The 21,354-nt window shown below is 65.9% G+C and carries 23 protein-coding genes; 16 read left to right on the top strand and 7 right to left on the bottom strand.

All coding sequences use genetic code 11. The features are described from left to right. Positions 1 to 227 precede the first annotated feature (227 nt). Complete coding sequence (locus tag ACZY0B_RS12810; RefSeq protein WP_463764484.1) at positions 228 to 2,552, top strand: MMPL family transporter; 2,325 nt, start codon at positions 228 to 230, stop codon at positions 2,550 to 2,552. Positions 2,553 to 2,658: 106 nt separating this feature from the next. Beyond that, a complete protein-coding gene (locus tag ACZY0B_RS12805) occupies positions 2,659 to 3,300 on the top strand; it encodes a class I SAM-dependent methyltransferase (RefSeq protein WP_463764483.1) in 642 nt (213 codons plus the stop codon). A gap of 11 nt (positions 3,301 to 3,311) precedes the next feature. Here the strand turns inward: ACZY0B_RS12805 and ACZY0B_RS12800 are convergent, their stop codons facing one another. Then, on the bottom strand, positions 3,312 to 4,028 hold the full coding sequence (locus ACZY0B_RS12800) for an SIR2 family NAD-dependent protein deacylase (protein ID WP_463764482.1): 717 nt from the start codon (positions 4,026 to 4,028) through the stop codon (positions 3,312 to 3,314). A gap of 38 nt (positions 4,029 to 4,066) precedes the next feature. Here ACZY0B_RS12800 and ACZY0B_RS12795 point away from each other — a divergent pair, with 38 nt between their 5' ends. Then, positions 4,067 to 4,441 carry a GntR family transcriptional regulator gene (locus ACZY0B_RS12795; RefSeq protein ID WP_463764481.1) on the top strand — a complete coding sequence of 125 codons (375 nt, stop codon included), beginning with the start codon at positions 4,067 to 4,069 and terminating at the stop codon, positions 4,439 to 4,441. Here ACZY0B_RS12795 and ACZY0B_RS12790 read toward each other — a convergent pair. Beyond that, positions 4,438 to 5,274, bottom strand: a complete 837-nt coding sequence (locus ACZY0B_RS12790) for a class I SAM-dependent methyltransferase (protein WP_463764480.1) — start codon at positions 5,272 to 5,274, stop codon at positions 4,438 to 4,440. The genes ACZY0B_RS12795 and ACZY0B_RS12790 overlap by 4 nt on opposite strands. 33 nt (positions 5,275 to 5,307) lie before the next feature. Further along, positions 5,308 to 5,829, bottom strand: a complete 522-nt coding sequence (locus ACZY0B_RS12785; protein WP_463764479.1) for a DUF1697 domain-containing protein — start codon at positions 5,827 to 5,829, stop codon at positions 5,308 to 5,310. 35 nt (positions 5,830 to 5,864) lie between these two features. Between ACZY0B_RS12785 and ACZY0B_RS12780 the strand changes: the two genes are divergently transcribed. Beyond that, a complete protein-coding gene (locus tag ACZY0B_RS12780; RefSeq protein ID WP_463764478.1) occupies positions 5,865 to 6,308 on the top strand; it encodes a PPOX class F420-dependent oxidoreductase in 444 nt (147 codons plus the stop codon). A 17-nt stretch (positions 6,309 to 6,325) separates the two neighbouring features. Beyond that, the gene (locus ACZY0B_RS12775) at positions 6,326 to 6,520 is read left to right on the top strand and encodes a DUF5302 domain-containing protein (RefSeq protein ID WP_463764477.1); all 195 of its coding nucleotides are present in this window, start codon (positions 6,326 to 6,328) and stop codon (positions 6,518 to 6,520) included. A 35-nt stretch (positions 6,521 to 6,555) separates the two neighbouring features. Here ACZY0B_RS12775 and ACZY0B_RS12770 read toward each other — a convergent pair whose 3' ends face one another. Continuing rightward, positions 6,556 to 7,089 (bottom strand): nuclear transport factor 2 family protein, encoded by a 534-nt coding sequence (locus tag ACZY0B_RS12770; RefSeq protein WP_463764476.1) that lies wholly within the window; start codon positions 7,087 to 7,089, stop codon positions 6,556 to 6,558. A gap of 99 nt (positions 7,090 to 7,188) precedes the next feature. Between ACZY0B_RS12770 and ACZY0B_RS12765 the strand changes: the two genes are divergently transcribed. Next, a complete protein-coding gene (locus ACZY0B_RS12765; RefSeq protein WP_463764604.1) occupies positions 7,189 to 7,761 on the top strand; it encodes an HhH-GPD-type base excision DNA repair protein in 573 nt (190 codons plus the stop codon). Positions 7,762 to 7,788: 27 nt separating this feature from the next. Further along, entirely contained in the window at positions 7,789 to 7,935 is a 147-nt protein-coding gene (locus ACZY0B_RS12760) for a DUF1059 domain-containing protein (RefSeq protein ID WP_084163488.1), read from the top strand. 79 nt (positions 7,936 to 8,014) lie between these two features. Here ACZY0B_RS12760 and ACZY0B_RS12755 read toward each other — a convergent pair whose 3' ends face one another. Together ACZY0B_RS12755 and ACZY0B_RS12750 are read right to left on the bottom strand one after the other, a co-directional pair. Beyond that, positions 8,015 to 9,136 (bottom strand): Rv1157c family protein, encoded by a 1,122-nt coding sequence (locus tag ACZY0B_RS12755; protein WP_463764475.1) that lies wholly within the window; start codon positions 9,134 to 9,136, stop codon positions 8,015 to 8,017. A 48-nt stretch (positions 9,137 to 9,184) separates the two neighbouring features. After that, positions 9,185 to 9,892 carry a hypothetical protein gene (locus ACZY0B_RS12750; protein WP_463764474.1) on the bottom strand — a complete coding sequence of 236 codons (708 nt, stop codon included), beginning with the start codon at positions 9,890 to 9,892 and terminating at the stop codon, positions 9,185 to 9,187. A gap of 188 nt (positions 9,893 to 10,080) precedes the next feature. Here ACZY0B_RS12750 and ACZY0B_RS12745 point away from each other — a divergent pair, with 188 nt between their 5' ends. Beyond that, the gene (locus tag ACZY0B_RS12745) at positions 10,081 to 11,400 is read left to right on the top strand and encodes a mannosyltransferase (protein ID WP_463764603.1); all 1,320 of its coding nucleotides are present in this window, start codon (positions 10,081 to 10,083) and stop codon (positions 11,398 to 11,400) included. Here ACZY0B_RS12745 and ACZY0B_RS12740 read toward each other — a convergent pair. Next, positions 11,397 to 11,681 carry a 4a-hydroxytetrahydrobiopterin dehydratase gene (locus tag ACZY0B_RS12740; RefSeq protein WP_463764473.1) on the bottom strand — a complete coding sequence of 95 codons (285 nt, stop codon included), beginning with the start codon at positions 11,679 to 11,681 and terminating at the stop codon, positions 11,397 to 11,399. The genes ACZY0B_RS12745 and ACZY0B_RS12740 overlap by 4 nt on opposite strands. A gap of 190 nt (positions 11,682 to 11,871) precedes the next feature. Between ACZY0B_RS12740 and ACZY0B_RS12735 the strand changes: the two genes are divergently transcribed. The 8 genes from ACZY0B_RS12735 to ACZY0B_RS12700 form a co-directional block, all read left to right on the top strand. Then, positions 11,872 to 12,738, top strand: a complete 867-nt coding sequence (locus ACZY0B_RS12735; RefSeq protein ID WP_463764602.1) for a cyclopropane mycolic acid synthase family methyltransferase — start codon at positions 11,872 to 11,874, stop codon at positions 12,736 to 12,738. 116 nt (positions 12,739 to 12,854) lie between these two features. Beyond that, positions 12,855 to 13,787 carry a TIGR03619 family F420-dependent LLM class oxidoreductase gene (locus tag ACZY0B_RS12730; protein WP_463764472.1) on the top strand — a complete coding sequence of 311 codons (933 nt, stop codon included), beginning with the start codon at positions 12,855 to 12,857 and terminating at the stop codon, positions 13,785 to 13,787. 7 nt (positions 13,788 to 13,794) lie between these two features. Continuing rightward, entirely contained in the window at positions 13,795 to 14,199 is a 405-nt protein-coding gene (locus ACZY0B_RS12725; RefSeq protein WP_463764601.1) for a (deoxy)nucleoside triphosphate pyrophosphohydrolase, read from the top strand. Between the two features lie 243 nt (positions 14,200 to 14,442). Further along, positions 14,443 to 18,126, top strand: a complete 3,684-nt coding sequence (locus ACZY0B_RS12720) for a nitrate reductase subunit alpha (RefSeq protein WP_463764471.1) — start codon at positions 14,443 to 14,445, stop codon at positions 18,124 to 18,126. Continuing rightward, positions 18,126 to 19,790, top strand: a complete 1,665-nt coding sequence (narH, locus tag ACZY0B_RS12715) for a nitrate reductase subunit beta (RefSeq protein WP_463764470.1) — start codon at positions 18,126 to 18,128, stop codon at positions 19,788 to 19,790. The genes ACZY0B_RS12720 and narH overlap by 1 nt, the downstream gene beginning before the upstream one ends. After that, positions 19,787 to 20,446, top strand: coding sequence for a nitrate reductase molybdenum cofactor assembly chaperone (narJ, locus tag ACZY0B_RS12710; RefSeq protein WP_463764469.1), 660 nt, complete (start codon positions 19,787 to 19,789; stop codon positions 20,444 to 20,446). Before narH ends, narJ begins: the two co-directional genes overlap by 4 nt. An 11-nt stretch (positions 20,447 to 20,457) precedes the next feature. Continuing rightward, complete coding sequence (narI, locus tag ACZY0B_RS12705; RefSeq protein ID WP_463764468.1) at positions 20,458 to 21,189, top strand: respiratory nitrate reductase subunit gamma; 732 nt, start codon at positions 20,458 to 20,460, stop codon at positions 21,187 to 21,189. A 70-nt stretch (positions 21,190 to 21,259) separates the two neighbouring features. Beyond that, positions 21,260 to 21,354, top strand: a 95-nt coding sequence (locus ACZY0B_RS12700) for a GTP-binding protein (RefSeq protein WP_463764600.1), incomplete at its 3' end; no start/stop codon positions are given.

Here is a 21,354-nt window from a genome sequence, read left to right as displayed (position 1 = left end):
GTAGGTTCGTCTGAGGTCTAGCGCCGCATTTGGCCCGTGAGCGGCTTAGTTGCCACCCAATTTTCTGGCCGGACTCTTAGTGTTCGCGGGTTTGAAACCTCATCGAACCAATCGGACTCTTACCCCGTAGCTCCTGGTGGAGTTGTTTGACACCTGTCACTTACCGCGGCTAGGTTACCGCGAATATGGTGTGGGCCCGCGGGACCGCCATCGGGGAGGAAGCAAGGATGCTGCCAAGGATCGCTCGGCTGGCCATCGCTGCACCGCGCCGAATCGGCGCGGTCGGGGTCCTGGTGTTCATCGCCGCGGCGGTCTTCGGCATCCCGGTCGCCAAGAGCTTGGCCCCCGGCGGTTTCCAGGACCCGAACTCGGAGTCCGCGCACGCGATCGCGGTGCTGGCCGACAAGTTCGGGCAGAGCGGTCAGCAGATGTTGATTCTGGTGACCGTGCCCGCGGGCGCCAACAGCGAACAGGCCCGCAAGGTGGGCACCGACCTGGTGGACCAGTTGCAACGTTCGCCCTTGGTCTACAACGTGTCGTCGGCCTGGACAGCACCGTCGCAGGCCGCGGCCGATCTGGTCAGCACCGACGGCAAGTCGGGCCTGATCGTGGTCAACCTCAAGGGCGGGGAAAACGACACGCAGAAAAACGCCCAAACCCTGTCCGAACAGTTCGTGCACGATCGTGACGGCGTCACCGTCCGCGCCGGCGGCTCGGCGATGCAGTACGCCCAGATCAACACGCAGAACCAAGAAGACCTCTTATTGATGGAGATCATTGCGATCCCGCTGAGCTTCCTGGTGCTGGTCTGGGTGTTCGGCGGGGTGCTGGCGGCGGTGTTGCCGATGGCGCTCGGCGCGCTGGCTGTCGTCGGCTCGATGACGGTGCTGCGGCTCGTCACGTTTACCACTGAAGTGTCGATCTTCGCGCTCAACCTGAGTACCGCCTTGGGCCTGGCATTGGCTATCGACTACACGCTGCTGATCCTCAGCCGTTATCGCGACGAGTTGGCCGAGGGGTGTGACCGAGACGAGGCACTGATCCGGACTATGGCCACCTCCGGCCGCACGGTGCTGTTCTCCGCCGTCACCGTGGCGTTGTCGATGTCGGCGACGGCGCTGTTCCCGATGTATTTCCTCAAGTCGTTTGCCTACGCCGGGGTCGCCACCGTGGCCTTCGTCGCGACGGCGTCCATCGTGCTGACCCCGGCCGCAATCGTGCTGCTGGGTCCCCGGCTGGATGCCTGGGACGTGCGCCGACTGGTGCGTCGGGCGCTGCACCGCTCCGAGCCGGTGCACAAGCCGGTCGAGCAGCTGTTCTGGTACCGGTCGAGCAAGTTCGTGATGCGCCGTTGGCTGCCGGTCGGGCTGGCTGTCGTCGCCGTTCTGCTGCTGCTCGGTCTTCCGTTCCTCTCGGTGAAGTGGGGCTTCCCGGACGACCGGGTGCTGCCCACTTCGGCGTCGTCGCATCAGGTCGGTGACCGGTTGCGCACCGGTTTCGCGCACGATTCCGCAACGGTGGTGCCCGTCGTCGTCCCCGATGCCCGTGGCCTGGCGCCGGCGGATCTGGACAAATATGCCGCCGACTTGTCGCGGGTTCCCGACGTGTCGGCGGTAACCGACCCGACTGGGACGTTCGTGGGCGGCGACCGGGTCGGACCACCGGCCGCGGCAACCGGGCTTGTCGACGGCAGCGCTTTCCTGACCGTGAGCAGCACGGCGCCGCTGTTCTCGCAAGCGAACGACACCCAGCTCAACCGGTTGCACCAGGTGCCCGGGCCCGGCGGTCGCGCCGTGGAGATGGCCGGCGTCGCGCAGGTCAACCGCGACAGCGTGAATGCGGTGACAGATCGGCTCCCGATGGTGCTGGGCGTGATGGCCGCGGTCACCTTCATCTTGCTGTTCCTGCTCACCGGCAGCGTGGTGTTGCCGGTGAAGGCGCTGATGTGCAACGTGCTCTCGCTGACCGCGGCGTTCGGCGCGCTGGTGTGGATCTTCCAGGACGGCCATCTCGGTGCGCTGGGAACGACGCCGAGCGGCACGCTGGTGGCGAACATGCCGGTGCTGTTGTTCTGCATCGCGTTCGGCCTGTCGATGGACTACGAGGTGTTCCTGATCTCCCGGATCCGCGAGTACTGGCTGCAGTACCGGCCGGCGAAGTCGACCGCCAAACAGGCGCACGCCGCCAACGACGAGGCGGTGGCGCACGGCGTGGCGCGCACGGGCAGGGTGATCACCGCCGCCGCGTTGGTCATGTCGATGTCGTTCGCCGCGCTGATCGCCGCGCATGTGTCCTTCATGCGGATGTTCGGCCTCGGCCTGACCCTGGCCGTGTTCGTCGACGCAACTCTGGTCCGGATGGTTCTGGTCCCGGCATTCATGCATGTGATGGGCCGCTGGAACTGGTGGGCGCCCAGGCCGTTGGTCTGGCTGCACGAGCGGTTCGGCATCAGCGAGGGACCGGCCGAACCGGCCGTGGATATCGAGCCGATCGCGATCTCGGTGCAGCACAACGGGTATCCGGTCGGCGAGCCGGTCACGAAGATCGGTTGAGCCGGACACACGCCGTTGAGGGCGAAGTTGATCGCCAGGCCGGATCGGCAGTCAGGGGCGTCGGATGGATTTATGCTGAGGCCCGTTCGGAGTCGGAAGGTGGGGAATGACATCAGCAGCGACAGAAACGCTCGATAACCGGTTCTTTGCGCGGGTGTGGCCGGTCGTCGCCGCTCACGAGACGGATGCGGTGCGGGCGCTGCGGCGTGAGAACCTGGCCGGTTTGTCGGGCCGGGTGCTCGAAGTCGGGGCGGGTATCGGGACGAACTTCCCGAACTATCCGCGGTCCGTCGAACAGGTGGTGGCGATGGAGCCCGAACCGCGACTGGCGGCCCGGGCGCGGGCAGCCGCCGCCGCGGCGCCCATTCCGGTTGTCCTGACCAACCAGACCGTGGAGGAGTTCAGCGGCGCGGGGCCCTTCGATGCGGTGGTGTGCTCGCTGGTGTTGTGCTCGGTGCGCGACCCCGCGATGGTGCTGCGGCACCTGTTCGCATTACTGCGGCCCGGCGGGGAGTTGCGTTACCTCGAGCACGTCGCCAGCGCCGGGGTGCGGGGCCGGCTGCAGCGGTTCGCCGACGCGACGGTGTGGCCCCGGCTGCTGGGTAACTGCCACACCCATCGCGATACCGAACGCGCGATCGTCGACGCCGGATTCGAGGTGGACACCTCCCGGCGGGAGTGGACGCTGCCTGCCTGGTCGCCCATGCCGGTGTCGGAGCTGTTGCTGGGACGCGCGCGCAGGCCGTAAGCCGCCGGCCGTTACCTCAGCAGCGCCGGCAGCCGCTGTAGCAATCCCGGCAACGCCTGACTCGCCGGCTCGCGGATGCTGATCGTGGCGCTGCCGGACAGCGGCGTGGGCTCGGGATTGACCTCGATCACGGCGGTGCCGCGGGACAGCGCAAGCTCGGCGAGGCCGGCGGCCGGGTAGACGATCGCCGAGGTCCCCACCACCACCATCACGTCGGCGGCCTGGGTCGCCTCGACCGCCTGCTGCCATGGTCCTTCGGGCAGCTGCTCGCCGAACCACACGATGTCGGGCCGGATCAGCCCGCCGCAGCCGGGGCACAGCGGTGGTTGCACCTCGAGTGCCGGTTCGCGCATCTCGGGCAGGGCATCGCTGTAGGGCATATCGCAACTCGCGCAACGGAATTCGAAAAGGCTGCCGTGCAGATGGTGCACCGGGGCGCTGCCCGCGCGCTCGTGCAGGTCGTCGACGTTCTGGGTGATGACGTTGACCTCGGCGTAGTCCTGCCACGCGGCGATGGCCCGGTGCCCGTCATTGGGTTTGACGGTGGCCACCAGATAATGCCGCCACAAATACCAGCCCCACACCCGCTCGGGATTGTCGAGCCAGCCCTGGGTGCTGGACAGCTCGTAGGGGTCGAAACGGGCCCACAATCCGTTCTTGTCGTCGCGAAACGTCGGCACTCCGCTCTCTGCGGAGATCCCCGCGCCGCTGAGCACCGTCACTCGCATGCCACCAACATAGCGGTGGTTTGGGTAATACTGGACACGTGGAGCTGGGCGAATGGCTAAGGGTCGACCTGAAGGGCGGCCGGCCGCTGTTCGACCAGCTCCGGACGCAGGTCATCGATGGTGTGCGGGATGGCGCTTTGCCGCCCGGCAGCCGGTTGCCGACGGTGCGCGAGCTGGCCGGCCAACTCGGTGTGGCCGTCAATACGGTGGCGCGCGCATACCGTGAGCTGGAGACGGCGGCCATTGTCGAAACCCGTGGTCGTTTCGGCACTTTCATTGCCCGCTACGATCCGACCGACGCGGCGATGGCGGCCGCGGCCCGCGAATACGTCCATGTGGCCCGCGGACTTGGGCTGAGCAAGGCCGACGCGCTGCGCTACATCGAGGCGGTGCCCGACGAGGATTCGCGCTAGCCGAATTCGAGCAGCGTCAAGCATGGCCGCAGCGCTTTGAAAGCGCGGGCGCGGTAGATCATCGACACCGCGGCGTTGAACGCGCGACCGCGTCCTGGTGGCAGCCGCAATTCGTGGACCGCGCGCACACCCGGCACGGTGTTCACCAGATCGGCCGCCTGGGCAGCCGACAGGCCGAACGGCAACGGCGGCCCCTGGTAACCTCGCGAGGTTCGCATGCCGCGCTGACTCACCTTGACGAACCACGCCGGAGGCAGGTCGAACAGCATCCGGCCGCCGGGAAACCTTTTGGCGCACTGGGCAATCAACCCGACCGCTTGCTCGGGTTGTAGATACATCAGCAGTCCCTCGGCGGTGATGAACACGCCGCCGTCGGCGTCGACCGAGTCCATCCAGCTGTACTCCAACGCCGACTGGGCGCAGACCGAAACCCGTGACGAGGACGGCAGCAGCCGGTCGCGGATATCGATGATTTCCGGTAAATCGATTGTCAGCCAACGAAATTGAGCTTGCGGAAGGGCTGCGTCCAACCGCCAGAAGCTGGTCTGCAGGCCCTCGGCCAGCGCGACTACGGTGGCCGTCGGATGCCCGGCCAGGTAAGACGCGGTCTGGGTGTCGAAGAGCCGCGAGCGCAACGCGATGTCCTGACGAGTTCGACCGAACTTCGCGAAGTCGTAGTGGATCGAATCGGCCAGCGCTATCGCCATCGGATCCACGATCAGCGGATCGGGGCGGCGCGCTTCCTGGGCCCGCGCATTCAGCGTCAGCAGGGCGGTCTCGGGGACACCGTCCAGCGAGACCTTCTCTTTTCCGTGCTCTTGAGCAGAGGTCATCGGGGCAAACCTTACCGATCTTTGGGCTGGGCATCACCGCAAAAGCTTGGCCAGGGTGCGCAGGTTGCGCGTGGTGGTCGACGACTTGTAGCGCGGCTTGCCCATCGTCTTGCCGATCGTGCTGTCCAGCGTGCTGCCCTTGGGCACCTGCCAGTAGATGACGCCGTCACCGCGGCGGATCTTCTCGTCGGGGCCGGCTTGCTTGCCCAGCCCGGCGAGTTCGTCGAGCACCGCGGTGTCGGCGACGAACGTGACGTAGGACTGATACCCGTCGACCTCGGGCTCGAACGGGTAGGCGTCGAGGATGGCGCGCACCGCATCGATGTCGTAGGCCAGGACCCACGCGTCGTAACCGAACCTCTCCCGCAAGGCGGCTTCGGCTTTCTTGCGCACTCCGGCCGTCTTGGCCGAGGACTCCAGCAGCACGTTGCCACTGGCCAGGATGGTGCGCACGGCAGTGAACCCCGTGTCGGTAAGGGCCGTCGCGACCTCGGCCATTTTGAGATTGACGCCGCCGACGTTGACGCCGCGCAGGAACACCGCGTACTTGGTCATCATCCGATTGCACCAGAGCGACGTAGTCTTTGGGGATGGGACGCCAAGTCTTCGACGACAAGCTGCTGGCACTGATCAAAGGGAACTCCCTCGGGGTGCTGGCCACAATCAAAGGCGACGGGCGGCCGCAACTGTCGAACGTCAGTTATCACTTCGATCCGCGCGAGTTGGTGATTCGGGTATCGATCACCGAGCCGCGGGCCAAAACCCGCAATTTGCGCCGTGATCCGCGGGCTTCGATCCTGGTCGACTCCGACGACGGCTGGTCGTATGCCGTCGCCGAGGGCACGGCGGAACTGACGCCCTGCGCCGCCGCACCCGACGACGAAACCGTCGAAGCACTGATTGCGTTGTATCGCAACATCGCCGGTGAGCATCCGGATTGGGACGAGTACCGGCAGGCGATGGTCACCGACCGGCGGGTGGTGCTGACGCTGCCGATCTCCCACCTCTACGGCATGCCTCCGGGCAAGCGGTAACGGGTTAGGCTGCCGGTATGGCTGAATCGAACTCCAAGCAGGATGCTTCGGGGGCAGAGGACGAGAACAAGCGCAAGTTTCGCGAAGCCCTGGAACGCAAGATGTCCAAGTCGGCGGGCGGATCCGATCACAAAGACGGTGGTGGCAAGCAGTCTCGGGCCCACGGAGCGGCGGGCAGCCGTCGGGAATTCCGCCGCAAGAGCGGCGGCTAAGTTACCCAGAGCCGTTGGCAGACAGAGCTTTTCGTCTAGCCTTGGGGCGGGGCGAGTAGCCCGATCGAAGGGTCTGCCTGGCCCGGCTTGCCGCGCAGGCTTCCCCGGGTGCTGGGATGTCCGAAGTCCACTTGGGACGGGTCGTTTTGGTATGCCCAATCCGCCACGATGGTGCGTTGGAGGAACTTCCAGGTGCCGTCGTGATTGATGTATGTGTCCAGGTATCGGCCGCCGATGACGACGTCGATGTCGTGGTCGGGACCGGCGAAGGTGTGAAACACCAGGCAATAGACCTCGCCGCGGGCCCCGTCACCTTCGATCACGAAGTTCGTGGTGGTGATGTTGTGTTGGGAGACACGTACATACGGTTCCGCCGCCTGTAGCTGGGCGATGAACTGTTCGACGCCGCCCGTCGAGAACGAGCCGTGCGCGTCGGTCGCGTCCGGGTGGTACAGGTTCCGCAGCGCTTCATAATCAGCGCGGTCGACGGCCCGGCAATAAGCAGTCACGAGCTGATGCAGTTCATCCCGGGCCAGCATCAGTGCCAATTTGGCCTCATCCACCACCACGTCACGATAGCTCGGCGGTTATCCGCTGGTCGTCACCGCCTTTCTGGTAGGTAGTCTGTCGAAGTCTTAGGGTGTTGAGCGAAAGGTTGGTCGTTGACGGTGACACTTTGGCTCGCTCAAGATCCCGCGGCCGACGCGCTGCTGGACGAGAACCCGTTGGCCCTGCTCATCGGGATGGTTCTTGATCAGCAGGTGCCGTTCGAGACCGCCTTCTCGGGACCCAAGAAGATCGCGGACCGGATGGGCAGCTTCGGTGCTGTCGAGATCGCTGACTACGACCCCGATAAGTTCGCCGCGCTGTGCTCGGAAAGGCCTGCGATACACCGGTTTCCGGGATCAATGGCCAAGCGTATCCAGACCTTGGCCCAGATCATCGTCGACCGTTACGACGGTGACGCCGCCGGCTTGTGGACCGCCGGCGACCCCGACGGCAACGAGCTGTTGCGGCGAATCAAGTCGTTGCCCGGTTTCGGCGAGGTGAAGGCGCAGATCTTCCTGGCATTGCTGGGCAAGCAGTACGGCGTCACTGTCGAAGGCTGGCGCGCGGCTGCCGGGCAGTTCGGTAAGGCGGGCACCCATATCTCCGTCGCCGACATCGTCGACGCCCAATCGATGGGCGAAGTGCGTTCGTACAAGAAGCAGATGAAAGCAGCAGCCAAGGCGGCAAAGTAGTAGGTCACCAGAAGGGAAGGCGGCAACGTGAAGACACACCTGACGTGTCCGTGCGGAGAAGCCATCGTCGGCAAAGATGAGGATGAGCTGGTCGAACTGACCCAGGCCCACCTGTCGAGCGTTCATCCGGGTCTGGAGTACGACCGCGACGCAATTCTGTTCATGGCGTACTAAGTTCGCCCCCCACACATAGGCGAGCGCACGTGTCGTGCGGGACACGCGCGCTCGCGCTAGGGGGTTGGTTAGTTGGCTTTTACGGCACCACGGTTGAGCCGATGGTGGGCAGGAACTGGCACTGCTTCTCTTTGGTCGTGACCTGACCGAAGATCGTCGACATGACGCTGCCCGAACCGGTATCGGCAATTCCGGTCAATGTCGTCGGCCCGTCGGGATTGATGTCGGTGCGGGGCTTGAGCGTTACGGTGCCCGACTTGCCGGTGGTCAGGTTGACCCAGGTGACGTTCAGTGGCAGCTTCTGCACCTCGGCTGGTCCGGGCGTGCCGACCGCGGTGAACACGTAGGCGGTCTGGCCGGCTTGCGGACCCGGCAGCGGAATCGTGGCCGGGCCGGCCACCGACAGTGCCGCCGCTATTGAACTACTGCCGTCCGCGAGGCAATTGCTGCCGATCGAGGGATACATGAAGTCCTGCGTAATCGGTGCGCCAGGGCCGAAATCCGGAGCTGCCGCCGCGGGGGCGCCCGGTGCCGGAGCCGGGTTCGGTGCCGGTGCGGGTGCAGCGGCCGGCGCGGGTGCCGGGCCCGGGGCGGGCGCAGCTGCCGGTGCTGCTACCGGAGCGGGCGCCGCGTCGGGTGCGGTCGGAGTCGGGCCGGGGGCCGCCCCTGGAGCGATCCCGTGGGGTGTCGGTGCGGAAGCGGGCGGGGTGGCCGCCGGCGGAGTAGCCGACGGAGCGGCAATCGGGGCCGGGCCCGCGGCGTGTGCCGGGTCGATGCCCGTCGGCAGATGTGCCTGGGCGCCCGGCACGACGCCGACCGCGGGTACGTGCTCGGCCGGCGCGGCGTTAGGCGCTGGGGCCGGCGCACCGGGCAGCGGGGCGCCCGGCTCCTGTACGAACTGATTCACCGACGCGGCCACATTCTTCGATTCGGTGGGCGTCGATGGGTTGTGGGCGAACGCTTGCGCGGCGGCCATCAACAGCTGGGTCGCTTGGCCCGGGTCGCTCGCCGCTTGCTGGATTATCGGGCTCAGCTGCGACAACGCGGGCAGGCCCGGTAGCCCCTGGGTCGCGTTGGGTTGCGGCGGTGTCGGCTGCGGTGCCGCCGGGTCGGCCGCCGCGCCCGGGCAGAGCCCGAACGCGGCAGCCGAAGCCACGACGACAGCGGCCAAACCTCTGGACAGATTCCAAGTGCTTTCCACGATGTCCTCCGGTCCTTCGGTAGTGGGTTTAGCCGTTTAGCAGACTGATCAGGGCAGGGCCGAGAACAGCGACGGCGGCGTCACCGGAGCCGGCGCGGCTGCGGCGGGTGCGGCCGGCGTCCCCGGGACGGCGCCCGTGGCCAGTGCCGGCAGGTCGCCCGGAAGCGACAGCTTCGGCGGCACATTCAGCGGCAGCCCCGGCAGGCTCGGCAGCGCCGGCATGTTGACGTTCGCCACCTGCGACAGCGGAGATGACGCCGGTGCGGTGGCGGCGGCAGGTGCCGCCGGCGCCGACAGGCCCGGGATCGAGCTCAGCCCGGGGATCCCGGAACTCGCCGGAGCGGCGGGAGCCGCCGGCGTCGACTGCGCCAGTCCGGGGATCGAGCCCAGCCCGGGGATGGTCGGGCTGGCCGCCGTGGGGGCGGTCGGCGTGGTCGCGGCCGGCGTGAGTCCCGGAATGGACGGGATACCCGCCGGGGCAGACGCCGCGGGCGCCTGTGCGGCCGAGGGCAGGCCCGGGAAGGTGATGCCGGGCTGGGCCGGCGCGGCCGGCGGCTGTGCGCCGAGGGCGGTGGCGAGGTTCTGCAGAATCTGCGGAGCGTTGGCCGCCGAAGCGATCAGCTGCTGCGGGATGTTCTGCAGGCCGGGGTCGGGAATCGGCGCAGGGTCGGCGTGGGCGATACCGCCCGCGAGTAGGGCGGCGGACGAACCGACGACAACGGCGGCGGCTTTCGCGTAAGTCCAGATGGTTGGCATTGCTCCCCCAAGGGATCGACAACAGGTGACAGGCCCAAAAGCTACTTTGATACGGGTGGGACTCAAGTGACACGTGTGGCATTTATTTGATCGTTACCGATACGAGTGATGGCGGTGACCAGACGGTTGCCGACACGGCCCCGAACTGCGGATCGTCGGCAAAGGCCGCGGCGGTACATCCGGAGGCGGTGACGACGGAGAACACCACGGCGCCCGACGCGATCGCTAAAGTCAGGCAGATAAACACCACTGTTGCCGCCCCGGCGGCACCCATCTCCCGGCGGCTGGCGAGCCTGATCAGCACCGCCGCGCCGCTGTTGCTGATCGTCAGCATCGCCGCACGACTCGGCTTGACGTACCTGACGCCCAACGGCGCAAACTTCGTCGACCTGCACGTATATCTGGGCGGCGCGGCCGCCATCGACCATCCCGGCACCCTGTACAACTTCGTCTACAGCGAGCACACGCCGGATTTCCCGCTGCCGTTCACGTATCCGCCGTTCGCGGCGATCGTGTTCTACCCGTTGCACCTGCTGCCGTTTCCCCTGGTGGGTTTCCTATGGCAGGTGGCCATGATCGCCGCGTTGTACGGCTCGGTGCGGATCAGCCAGCACTTAGTCGGTGTCCAGAGCGGCGCCGGTCAGCGTGTCGCGATGGCGTGGACGGCGATCACCATGTGGATTGAGCCGCTGCGCAACAACTTCGACTACGGGCAGATCAACGTCTTCTTGATGCTCGGGGTGCTCTGGGCGATCTACACCACGCGCTGGTGGCTATCGGGGCTCTTGGTCGGCGTGGCGTCGGGGATCAAGTTGACCCCGGCCATCGCGGGTGTCTACCTCGTCGGCGTCCGGCGGTTTGCCGCGGCCGCGTTTTCGGCGGTGGTCTTCTGTGCCACCGTTGCGCTGTCGGCGCTGATCGTCGGCGATCAGACTCGCTACTACTTCACCGATCTACTCGGCGACGCGCATCGGGTGGGGCCGATCGCGACGTCGATCAATCAATCCTGGCGCGGCGGAATCTCCCGGATCCTGGGCTACGACGCCGGCTTTTCTCCGCTGGTCTTGGGCGTCATCGCCGTCACGGCGGTACTTGCCGTCTTGGCGTGGCGCGCGGTGGACTCTCCGGATCGGCTCGGCAAGTTGCTGGTGGTCGAGATTTTCGGACTGCTGATGTCGCCGATTTCCTGGACCCACCACTGGGTATGGCTGGTGCCGTTGATGATCTGGCTGATTCACGGACCGTTGCGCGAGCGACCTGAGATGCGGATCGCGGGCTGGGGCTGGCTGGCATTGACCATCGTCGGCGTGCCGTGGCTGCTGCTGTTCGCTCAGCCGAACATCTGGGAGATCAGCCGACCCTGGTACCTGGCCTGGGCCGGACTGGTCTACACGGTGGCGGCAATGGCCACGCTGATTGTCATCGCCGCATCACGCAAACATGCCGCCGGGACCGACTCGTCAGCTGCTCAGCCGCCGCAAGCGCCTGCCGCGTCGTCGCTGGGCTAGCCCGCGACGATCCTGTTGATATCGCGCGCCATCTCAACGTCGTTCTTGGTGATACCGCCCTCGGAGTGCGTAACCAGCGCGAAAGTCACTGTCCGCCAACGAATATCGATGTCTGGGTGATGATCCTTGCTTTCGGCGTGCTCGCCCACCCGGCGCACCGCGTCGATGCCGGCCAGGAAGCTTTCGAATTTGATCGAGCGGCGCAAGGCTCCGTCGGTACGTTCCCAGCCGTCGAGGTCGGGCAGTGCGGCATCTACTTGTTCGTCCGTTAACACAGCCATAGTCACAACCTCTCTCCTCGAAAAAGCTTGCTAGCTGCCACGTTACGCCACGGACCCGGCGCGTCGGACCGGCAGCGCGAGTACCTGGAGGTTTGACGCCGTCAATTGCGGGAAATCGAGGATGAACCATTCGTGCGGCCATCTCGTGACCGCACTAATGGCCCCGGAGTTAGGGAGGCACGTGGCCGCCATGTCCGAGAAGCTCACGCCGCACTTCGAAGAAGTGCAGGCACACTACGACTTGTCCGACGACTTCTTCCGGCTGTTCCTCGACCCCACCATGACCTACAGCTGCGCCTACTTTGATCGCCTACGAGACATCACCCTCGAAGAGGCGCAGATCCGCAAGATCGATCTGTCGCTGGGCAAGTTGGGTCTGCGCCCCGGCATGAAGCTCTTGGATGTCGGCTGTGGCTGGGGCGCGACGGGGCGCCGTGCGATCGAGAAGTACGACGTGAACGTCGTCGGTTTGACGTTGTCCGAACACCAGGCCGCCCATGTTCAGAGATTGTTCGACGCACTGGACACTGCCCGCAGCCGGCGGGTGTTGCTGCACGGCTGGGAAGAATTCGACGAGCCCGCCGACCGGATCGTCTCCATTGGTGCGTTCGAGCACTTCGGCTATGACCGGTACGACGACTTTTTCGCGATGGCCTACCGCACCCTGCCCGATAACGGGGTGATGTTGCTGCACACAATCACTATGCTGACCCCGCAACAGATGGTCGAGCACGGCCTGCCGTTGTCCGACGAGGTGGCAAGCTTCACCGAATTCATCGGCACCGAAATCTTCCCCGGCGGACAGCTTCCGCCGATCGAAATGGTGGAGTTCCACGCGTCAAAGATGGGTTTCACGCTCGCTCGCCGGCAGTCCCTGCAGCTGCACTACGCCAGGACGCTCGACCTCTGGGCCGAGGCCTTGCAGGCACGCCATGGCGAGGCCGTCGAGATCCAGTCCGAAGAGGTCTACCAGCGATACATGAGGTACCTGACCGGTTGCGCCGACGCATTCCGGACGGGCTACATCGACGTCAACCAGTTCACCCTGCGCAAGTAGCTTCCGCCGCGCAGAACCTATTGCATCGCAGATACATTCGATCACCTTCCGGGTGAGCGGGAGCCGGCTGTCGATGCGGCGGGCGATCGGCCCATGCCGATCGGTTAACCTGCCGCATGGCCCCGATACAGCTCTCGATGGGAATCCCCTCCTTTTCGGCCGAGGCACCGGCCAGCTGGGAGCACCTCACCGACTGGGCGCACCTGCTGGAGAGCTGCGGGTTCGACCGCGTGCTGGTCTCCGAGCACGTCGCGTTCGGCATGCATATGGACGCGTACGCCGACCCCGGGGTAGGCGGGACTGCCGGCGGTCGCCAGCCCACCGGGCCGGATGGGCTTTGGCTGGAGCCGCTCACCGTGCTGACCTACCTCGCGGCGCGGACAGAGCGCATCCGGTTGGGTACCAACATTCTGCTCGCCGCGCTGCGTCCCGCTGCTGTTCTCGCGAAAACCGTTGCCACGCTTGATGTTTTATCGGATGGCCGGGTCGATCTCGGGGTGGGCGTCGGCTGGCAGCGTGAGGAATACGACGTGGTCGGAGTCGATTTCGCCAAACGCGGGGCCATCCTGGATCAGACGCTCGAGGTGTGCACGCGGTTGTGGCGAGAGAACGAAGTCAGCTACGCGTCGCCGGAGTTGACCTTCGACCGGATCCACCAGATGCCCAAACCGCTGCAGCCCGGCGGGGTGCCGATCTGGGTGAGCGGAACGGTCAATCGTGCCGTCGCCCGCAGGCTCGCGCGGTTCGGAAAGTATTGGATCCCTTGGGGCCAGGACGCCCGCGACATCGCCGACGGCATTCTGCGGATGCGGGAGGCGGTCGAACTCGCCGGCGGCGACCCGCATGGCTTCGGCGTCACCGGCTCACTTCGGGTAAAGGCCGACGCCGATGACGGGCCGGATCTGGCCACCGTCGCCGCCGACGCCGCCGCGTTGGCGAAAGCAGGCGTCACGGATTTGCGGCTGACGCACTGGCCGCTTCGCTTCGGGGATCGCGAACGTGACCTGCGCGCATTCGTCGAAGCGGTCCGGGGTGCGGTGGACGGCTGACCCGGCCATGCCGACCCAGGTCGTCGTCGCCGGAGCCGTCATCCGCGGCTCCACCGTCTTGGTTGCGCAACGCGTGCGGCCGCCGGAGTTGGCCGGACGCTGGGAACTTCCCGGCGGTAAAGTCGCGCCCGGCGAAACCGAGCGTGCGGCCCTGGCCCGTGAGCTCGCCGAAGAGTTGGGCATAACGATCGGTGACGTCGTGGTGGGGGAGCGTCTCGGCGACGATATTTCGCTCAACGACACGACGACGCTGCGGGCCTACCTCGTGCGCCTGGTCGGCGGTGAACCCCATCCGCACGACCACCGGGCACTGCGCTGGGTGACGGCGGCCGAATTGCCCGAGGTCGACTGGGTGCCGGCCGATCGCGGATGGTTGAAGAACCTGGACCACGCGCTCACAGCCGACTGCTGACAGTTCCACAGACGATAGTCAGCCGCTGCACAGTCTCGTTGAAGGTATGCGTAGTTAACTGTTAGCAACGGTCATTATTTCACTAGGTTCTGAGCTGGAATTTCATGCCGGTATCGATCCCGAGTGCTCGCCGAACGGCCTGGTCTTGGCCTCCCGCGCAGGAATTCGCGCGCCTTCCCCTGTGGCTATCGCTGTGAACCCGGCGCCGCGGCGCCGCGTCAATGAGTTAGGGAGGATTAACGCTTGACTGTTACACCACACGTCGGTGGGGCGCTCGAGGAGCTGTTGGAACGCAGCGGGCGATTCTTCACGCCCGGCGAGTTCTCCGCGGATCTGCGTACGGTCACCCGGCGCGGCGGACGGGAAGGCGACGTCTTTTACCGCGACCGATGGAGCCACGACAAGGTGGTTCGATCGACGCACGGGGTCAACTGCACGGGATCGTGCTCGTGGAAGATCTACGTCAAGGACGGGATCATCACCTGGGAGACCCAGCAGACCGACTATCCCTCCGTCGGCCCGGACCGGCCCGAATACGAGCCGCGCGGATGCCCCCGCGGCGCCTCGTTCTCCTGGTACAGCTATTCGCCCACCCGGGTGCGCTATCCGTATGCCCGCGGCGTGTTGGTCGAGATGTACCGCGAGGCCAAGGCCCGGCTCGGTGACCCCGTGCTGGCCTGGGCCGACATCCAGGCCGATCCCGAGCGCCGGCGCCGCTACCAGCAGGCCCGCGGCAAGGGCGGCCTGGTTCGGGTGACCTGGGCCGAGGCCAGCGAGATGATCGCGGCGGCCCACGTGCACACCATCAAGACCTACGGACCCGACCGCGTCGCCGGCTTCACACCGATCCCGGCGATGTCGATGGTCAGCCATGCCGCGGGATCGCGGTTCGTTTCGCTGCTGGGCGGCGTGATGACGTCGTTCTACGACTGGTACGCCGACCTGCCGGTGGCGTCGCCCCAGGTGTTCGGCGACCAGACCGATGTGCCCGAATCCGGCGACTGGTGGGACGCGTCGTATCTGATGATGTGGGGCTCCAACGTCCCGATCACCCGAACCCCGGACGCGCACTGGATGGCCGAAGCGCGCTACCGCGGCGCCAAAGTTGTTGTGGTGAGCCCGGATTACGCAGACAACACCAAGTTCGCCGACGAGTGGATGCGTTGTGCCGCCGGTACCGACGCGGCGCTCGCGATGGCGATGGGCCATGTCATCTTGACGGAATGCTATGTGCGCAAGCCGGTTCCGTTCTTCGTCGACTACGTCCGCCGCTACACGGACCTGCCGTTTTTGATCAAGCTCGATCAGCGCGACGACACTCTGGTGCCCGGAAAGTTCCTGACCGCGGCCGACATCGGCGAGGAAGTCGAGAACTCGGCGTTCAAACCCGCGCTGCTCGACGAGGTCACCGACAACGTAGTCGTGCCGCACGGATCGCTGGGGTTCCGCTACGGCGAGGACGGCATCGGAAAGTGGAATCTCGACCTGGGTTCGTTGATACCGGCGCTGAGCGTCGAACGCGCAGCAGGCGAATGCTCCTACGCCCTGGTCGACCTGCCCAGCTTCGACACGATCGACGGCCACGGCGAAACCGCGCGCCGCGGGGTACCGGTGCGCCGGGTCGGCAAGCATCTGGTCTGCACGGTGTTCGACCTGATGCTGGCGCATTACTCGGTCCAGCGCGAGGGCCTGCCCGGCGAATGGCCCACCGGTTACGACGATTCCTCCCAGCAGAACACCCCGGCGTGGCAGGAACCGATCACCGGTGTGCCTGCCGCGCAAGCCATCCGGGTCGCCAAGGAATTCGCCCGCAACGCAGAGGAATCCGGCGGCCGGTCGATGGTCATCATGGGTGGCGGCATCTGCCACTGGTTCCACAGCGATGTGATCTACCGCTCCGTGCTGGCCCTGCTGATGCTGACCGGATCGATGGGACGCAACGGCGGCGGGTGGGCCCACTACGTCGGTCAGGAAAAGGTGCGTCCCCTGACCGGGTGGCAGACCATGGCGAATGCCAGCGACTGGTCGCGTCCGCCGCGCCAGGTACCCGGCGCCTCCTACTGGTATGCGCATACCGACCAATGGCGCTACGACGCCTACGGCGCGGACAAGCTGGCCAGCCCGCTCGGTAGCGGCAAGTTCGACGACAAGCACACGATCGACCTGCTGGCCTCGGCCTCGGCGATGGGCTGGAGCCCGTTCTATCCGCAGTTCGACCGATCCAGTCTCGACGTCGCCGACGAGGCCGACGCCGACGGGCGCGACGTATCCGCCTACGTCACCGAGCAACTTGCCCAGCGCAAGCTGAAACTCTCGATCACCGATCCCGACGATCCGGTCAACTGGCCCCGGGTGCTCACCGTCTGGCGCTCCAACCTGATCGGCTCCTCGGGCAAGGGCGGCGAGTATTTCCTCAAGCATCTGCTGGGCACGGACTCCAACGTGCAATCTGAGCCCCCGGCTGAAGGCGTGCGGCCCCAAGACGTCAACTGGGACACCGATATTCCCGAGGGCAAACTTGACTTGATGATGTCGATCGACTTCCGGATGACGTCGACGACGCTGGTGTCCGACGTGGTGTTGCCCGCCGCCACCTGGTATGAGAAGAACGACCTGTCCAGCACCGACATGCACCCGTACGTGCACGCGTTCAGTCCGGCGATCGACCCGCCGTGGGAAACCCGTTCGGACTTCGACGCATTCGCCACCATCGCCCGCGCGTTCAGCGCGATGGCGCAGCGTCACCTGGGCACTCGCCGCGATGTGGTGTTGACCGCGCTGCAGCATGACACCCCGGATGCGATGGCGTATCCGGATGGCGCAGAGCACGATTGGCTGCACAACGACGAGGTCCCGGTGCCCGGCCGGACGATGGGCAAGCTCACCGTGGTGGAACGCGACTACCCCGCGATCTACGACAAGTGGGTGACTCTGGGACCGCTCGTAGACAAGTTCGGCCTGACCGTCAAGGGTTACACCGTCCATCCCTTCCGCGAGGTCAGCGAGTTGGCCGCCAAGTTCGGGGTGATGAATTCCGGTGTGGCCGCAGGCCGTCCGGCGATCACCACGGCCAAGCGGATGGCCGACGTGATCCTCGCCTTGTCCGGTACCTGCAATGGCCGACTGGCTGTCGAGGGTTTCCTGGAGCTGGAGAAGCGCACCGGGCAACGGCTGGCGCATCTGGCCGAGGGCAGCGAGGAAAAGCGGATCACCTACGCCGACACCCAGGCGCGGCCGGTCCCGGTGATCACCAGCCCGGAATGGTCCGGTAGCGAGACCGGTGGCCGTCGCTACGCTCCATTCACGATCAACATCGAACACCTCAAGCCGTTCCACACCCTCACCGGCCGAATGCACTTCTACCTTGCCCACGACTGGGTCGAGGAGCTCGGCGAACAGCTGCCCGTCTACCGGCCGCCGCTGGACATGGCGCGGCTGTTCAACCAGCCCGAGCTTGGATACGACGGAATCGGGCTCACCGTGCGGTATTTGACGCCGCATTCGAAGTGGTCGTTCCACTCCACCTACCAGGACAACCTCTACATGTTGTCGTTGTCCCGCGGTGGTCCGACCATGTGGATGAGTCCGGGAGACGCCGCGAAAATTCAAGTACGCGACAATGATTGGGTCGAGGCGGTGAATGCCAACGGCATCTATGTGTGCCGGGCGATCGTCTCGCACCGGATGCCCGACGGCGTGGTGTTCGTCTACCACGTGCAGGAACGCACGGTGGACACGCCGCGCACCGAGACCAACAACAAGCGCGGCGGCAACCACAACGCGCTGACTCGGGTGCGAATCAAGCCCAGCCACTTGGCCGGCGGCTACGGCCAGCACGCATTCGCGTTCAACTACCTGGGTCCCACCGGTAACCAGCGTGACGAGGTGACCGTGGTACGCCGCCGCAGCCAGGAGGTGACTTACTGATGAAGGTCATGGCGCAAATGGCGATGGTGATGAACCTCGACAAATGCATCGGCTGCCACACCTGCTCGGTGACGTGCAAGCAGGCCTGGACCAACCGCTCCGGAACCGAGTACGTGTGGTTCAACAACGTCGAAACCCGTCCCGGCGTGGGGTATCCGCGCACCTATGAGGACCAGGACCGCTGGCGCGGCGGGTGGATTCGCGACAAGAAGGGCCGGCTGCGGCTGCGCGACGGCGGGCGCTTGCAGAAGTTGCTGCGGATCTTCGCCAACCCCAGGCTGCCCACCATCGGCGACTACTACGAGCCGTGGACCTACGACTACGAAAACCTGACCCAGGCGCCGGCCGGTGACACCTTCCCGACGGCCGCGCCGCGAAGCCTGATCAGTGGCAAGCAGATGAAGGTGTCGTGGGGATCGAACTGGGACGACAACCTGGCCGGCTCGCCCGAGATCGTGCCCAACGACCCGATTTTGAAGAAGGTCAGCGAAGAGATCAAGCTGAGGCTCGAAGAGACCTTCATGTTCTACCTGCCGCGTATCTGCGAGCACTGCCTGAACCCTTCCTGTGTGGCCTCGTGCCCGTCGGGTGCGATGTACAAACGCACCGAGGACGGCATCGTGCTGGTCGACCAGGACCGCTGCCGCGGCTGGCGGATGTGCGTGTCCGGATGTCCTTACAAGAAGGTGTATTTCAACCACAAGACCGGCAAGGCCGAGAAGTGCACGCTGTGCTACCCGCGTATCGAGGTCGGGCTGCCCACGGTCTGCTCGGAAACCTGTGTGGGCCGGCTGCGCTACCTGGGGCTGGTGCTCTACGACGCCGACAAGGTGCTCGAGGCGGCGTCGGTGGAGAACGACGCCGACCTGTACGAGGCGCAACGCCAGATCCTGTTGGACCCAGGCGATCCCGAAGTGATCGCCGGCGCGAGGGCCGAGGGCATCGCGGACGAGTGGATCGAGGCGGCCCAGCGGTCACCGGTCTACGCTCTGATCAATACCTTCCGAGTGGCGCTGCCGCTGCACCCGGAATACCGGACTATGCCGATGGTTTGGTACATCCCGCCGCTGTCGCCGGTGGTCGACGCGGTCAGTCACGACGGTCACGACGGTGAGGATCTGGGCAATCTTTTCGGCGCGCTGGAGTCGCTGCGCATCCCGATCCAGTACCTGGCCGAGTTGTTCACCGCCGGTGACACCGAAGTCGTCGCGGGCGTGCTGAAGCGGTTGGCCGCGATGCGGTCCTACATGCGCGACATCAACCTGGGCCGCGAAACCCAACCGCACATTCCGCACTCCGTCGGGATGACCGAAGAACAGATCTACGAAATGTACCGGCTGCTGGCCATTGCGAAATACGAAGAACGCTATGTCATTCCGACGGCCTATGCGGCGGATCTGCCGGCCGCGGCGATGGCTGACGAGATGGGCTGCTCGTTGTCATACGACGACGGGCCGGGCATGTATGAACACGGCCCGTTCGGCGAGGGCAGCGGAGCGCCGGTGCCGGTCGCCGTGGAGACCTTCCACGCGCTCCAGCAGCGCCAGCACGGGCAGGAGCCGGGCCCGGGCAGCCATCGCCGTTCCCGGGTGAACCTGCTCAACTGGGACGGCAACGGCGCGCCCGCGGGTCTGTTCCCCGAGTCGGAATCGGTGCAGCGATGAGGCTGCTGACCCGCGCCACCGAACGCCGCCGCACGATTCACGACCGGCTGGTGTGGCAGTCGGCGTCCCTACTGCTCGCCTATCCGGACGAAGGGCACGCCGAGCGACTGGACACCGTCGAGGAGCTGGTGGACCACATCAGCGGGCCGGCGGCCGAGCTGCTCGGCCGGACGGTCACGGCGCTGCGGGCTTTCGAGCCGATGGCCGCCGCGACCAACTACGTCGAAACCTTCGACATGCGCCGGCGCGCCACGATGTACCTGACCTACTGGACCGCGGGGGACACCCGTAACCGCGGCAATGAAATGCTGGCATTCGCCAACGCTTATCGCAGCGCGGGCGTGCAGCCGCCGCGTGCCGAGGCGCCGGATCATCTGCCCGTTGTGCTGGAATTCGCCGCTACCGTCGACCACGAGGTCGGCCGGCGGTTGCTGATCGAGCACCGGGTGCCGATCGACGTGTTGTCGGGTGCCCTGGCCGCTGCCGGGTCGCCGTACGCGCACACCATCGCGGCGGTCTGCGAGACCCTGCCGGTGGCGACCGACCAGGAGGCCCGCCGGGCAGAACGGCTCGCCAAGGCCGGCCCGCCCGCGGAAGCCGTTGGACTGCAGCCGTTTACCTTGACCGTCCCGCCCAAGCGCACGAGTGGAGGCTGACACTCGTGCACATGAAACTGCTCGAAATCTTCTGGGACGATGCGCCTTACGTCGTGCTGGCCATCGTCGCCGTCGGCACCTGGTGGCGGTATCGCTACGACAAGTTCGGTTGGACCACTCGTTCGTCGCAGATCTATGAGTCGAAGCTGCTGTCGATCGGCAGCCCGTTGTTCCACTTCGGCAGCCTGATGGTGATCATGGGCCACATCATGGGTCTGTTCGTTCCGGAGTCCTGGACCGAGGCGCTCGGGATGAGCGATCACCTCTATCACCTGCAGGCGTTGCTGCTTGGTGTGCCCGCCGGATTTGCGGCCATCACCGGCATCGGGTTGTTGATCTACCGGCGGCGCACCTACGGGCCGGTGTTCCTGGCCACCACCCGCAACGACAAGCTGATGTATGCCGTGCTGGTGTGCGCGCTGGTGGCCGGGATGTGCTGCACCCTGGCCGGCGCCACACATTTCGGTGAGCTGCACGACTACCGGCGGAAAGTGTCGATCTGGTTCCGGTCGATCTGGATGCTCGACCCCCGCGGAGACCTGATGGCGCACGCGGCGTTCTACTACCAGATCCACGTGTTCATCGCGCTCGCGTTGTTCGCGTTGTGGCCGTTCACCCGGCTGGTGCACGCGTTCAGCGCGCCGATCGGCTACCTGTTCCGGCCCTACATCGTCTACCGAAGCCGCGACGTGGCGGACAAGCACCAATTGGTGGGTTCGGCACCGCGGCGCCGCGGCTGGTAACGGCACTGACCAAGCCGCTGGTGAGCGGCTCAGTTCGCCATTGGTGGGTCACCGCTGCCACAATCACCGCGTGTCATTTCGCAACGTCGCCATCGTCGCCCACGTCGACCACGGAAAAACCACCCTGGTCGACGCGATGCTTCGGCAGTCCGGCGCCCTGACCCA

It is taken from the genome of Mycobacterium sp. IDUB_19 (assembly GCF_055419445.1).
Note: the sequence above shows the minus strand (reverse complement) of the source record. Positions and strands in the feature narration are given on the sequence as shown.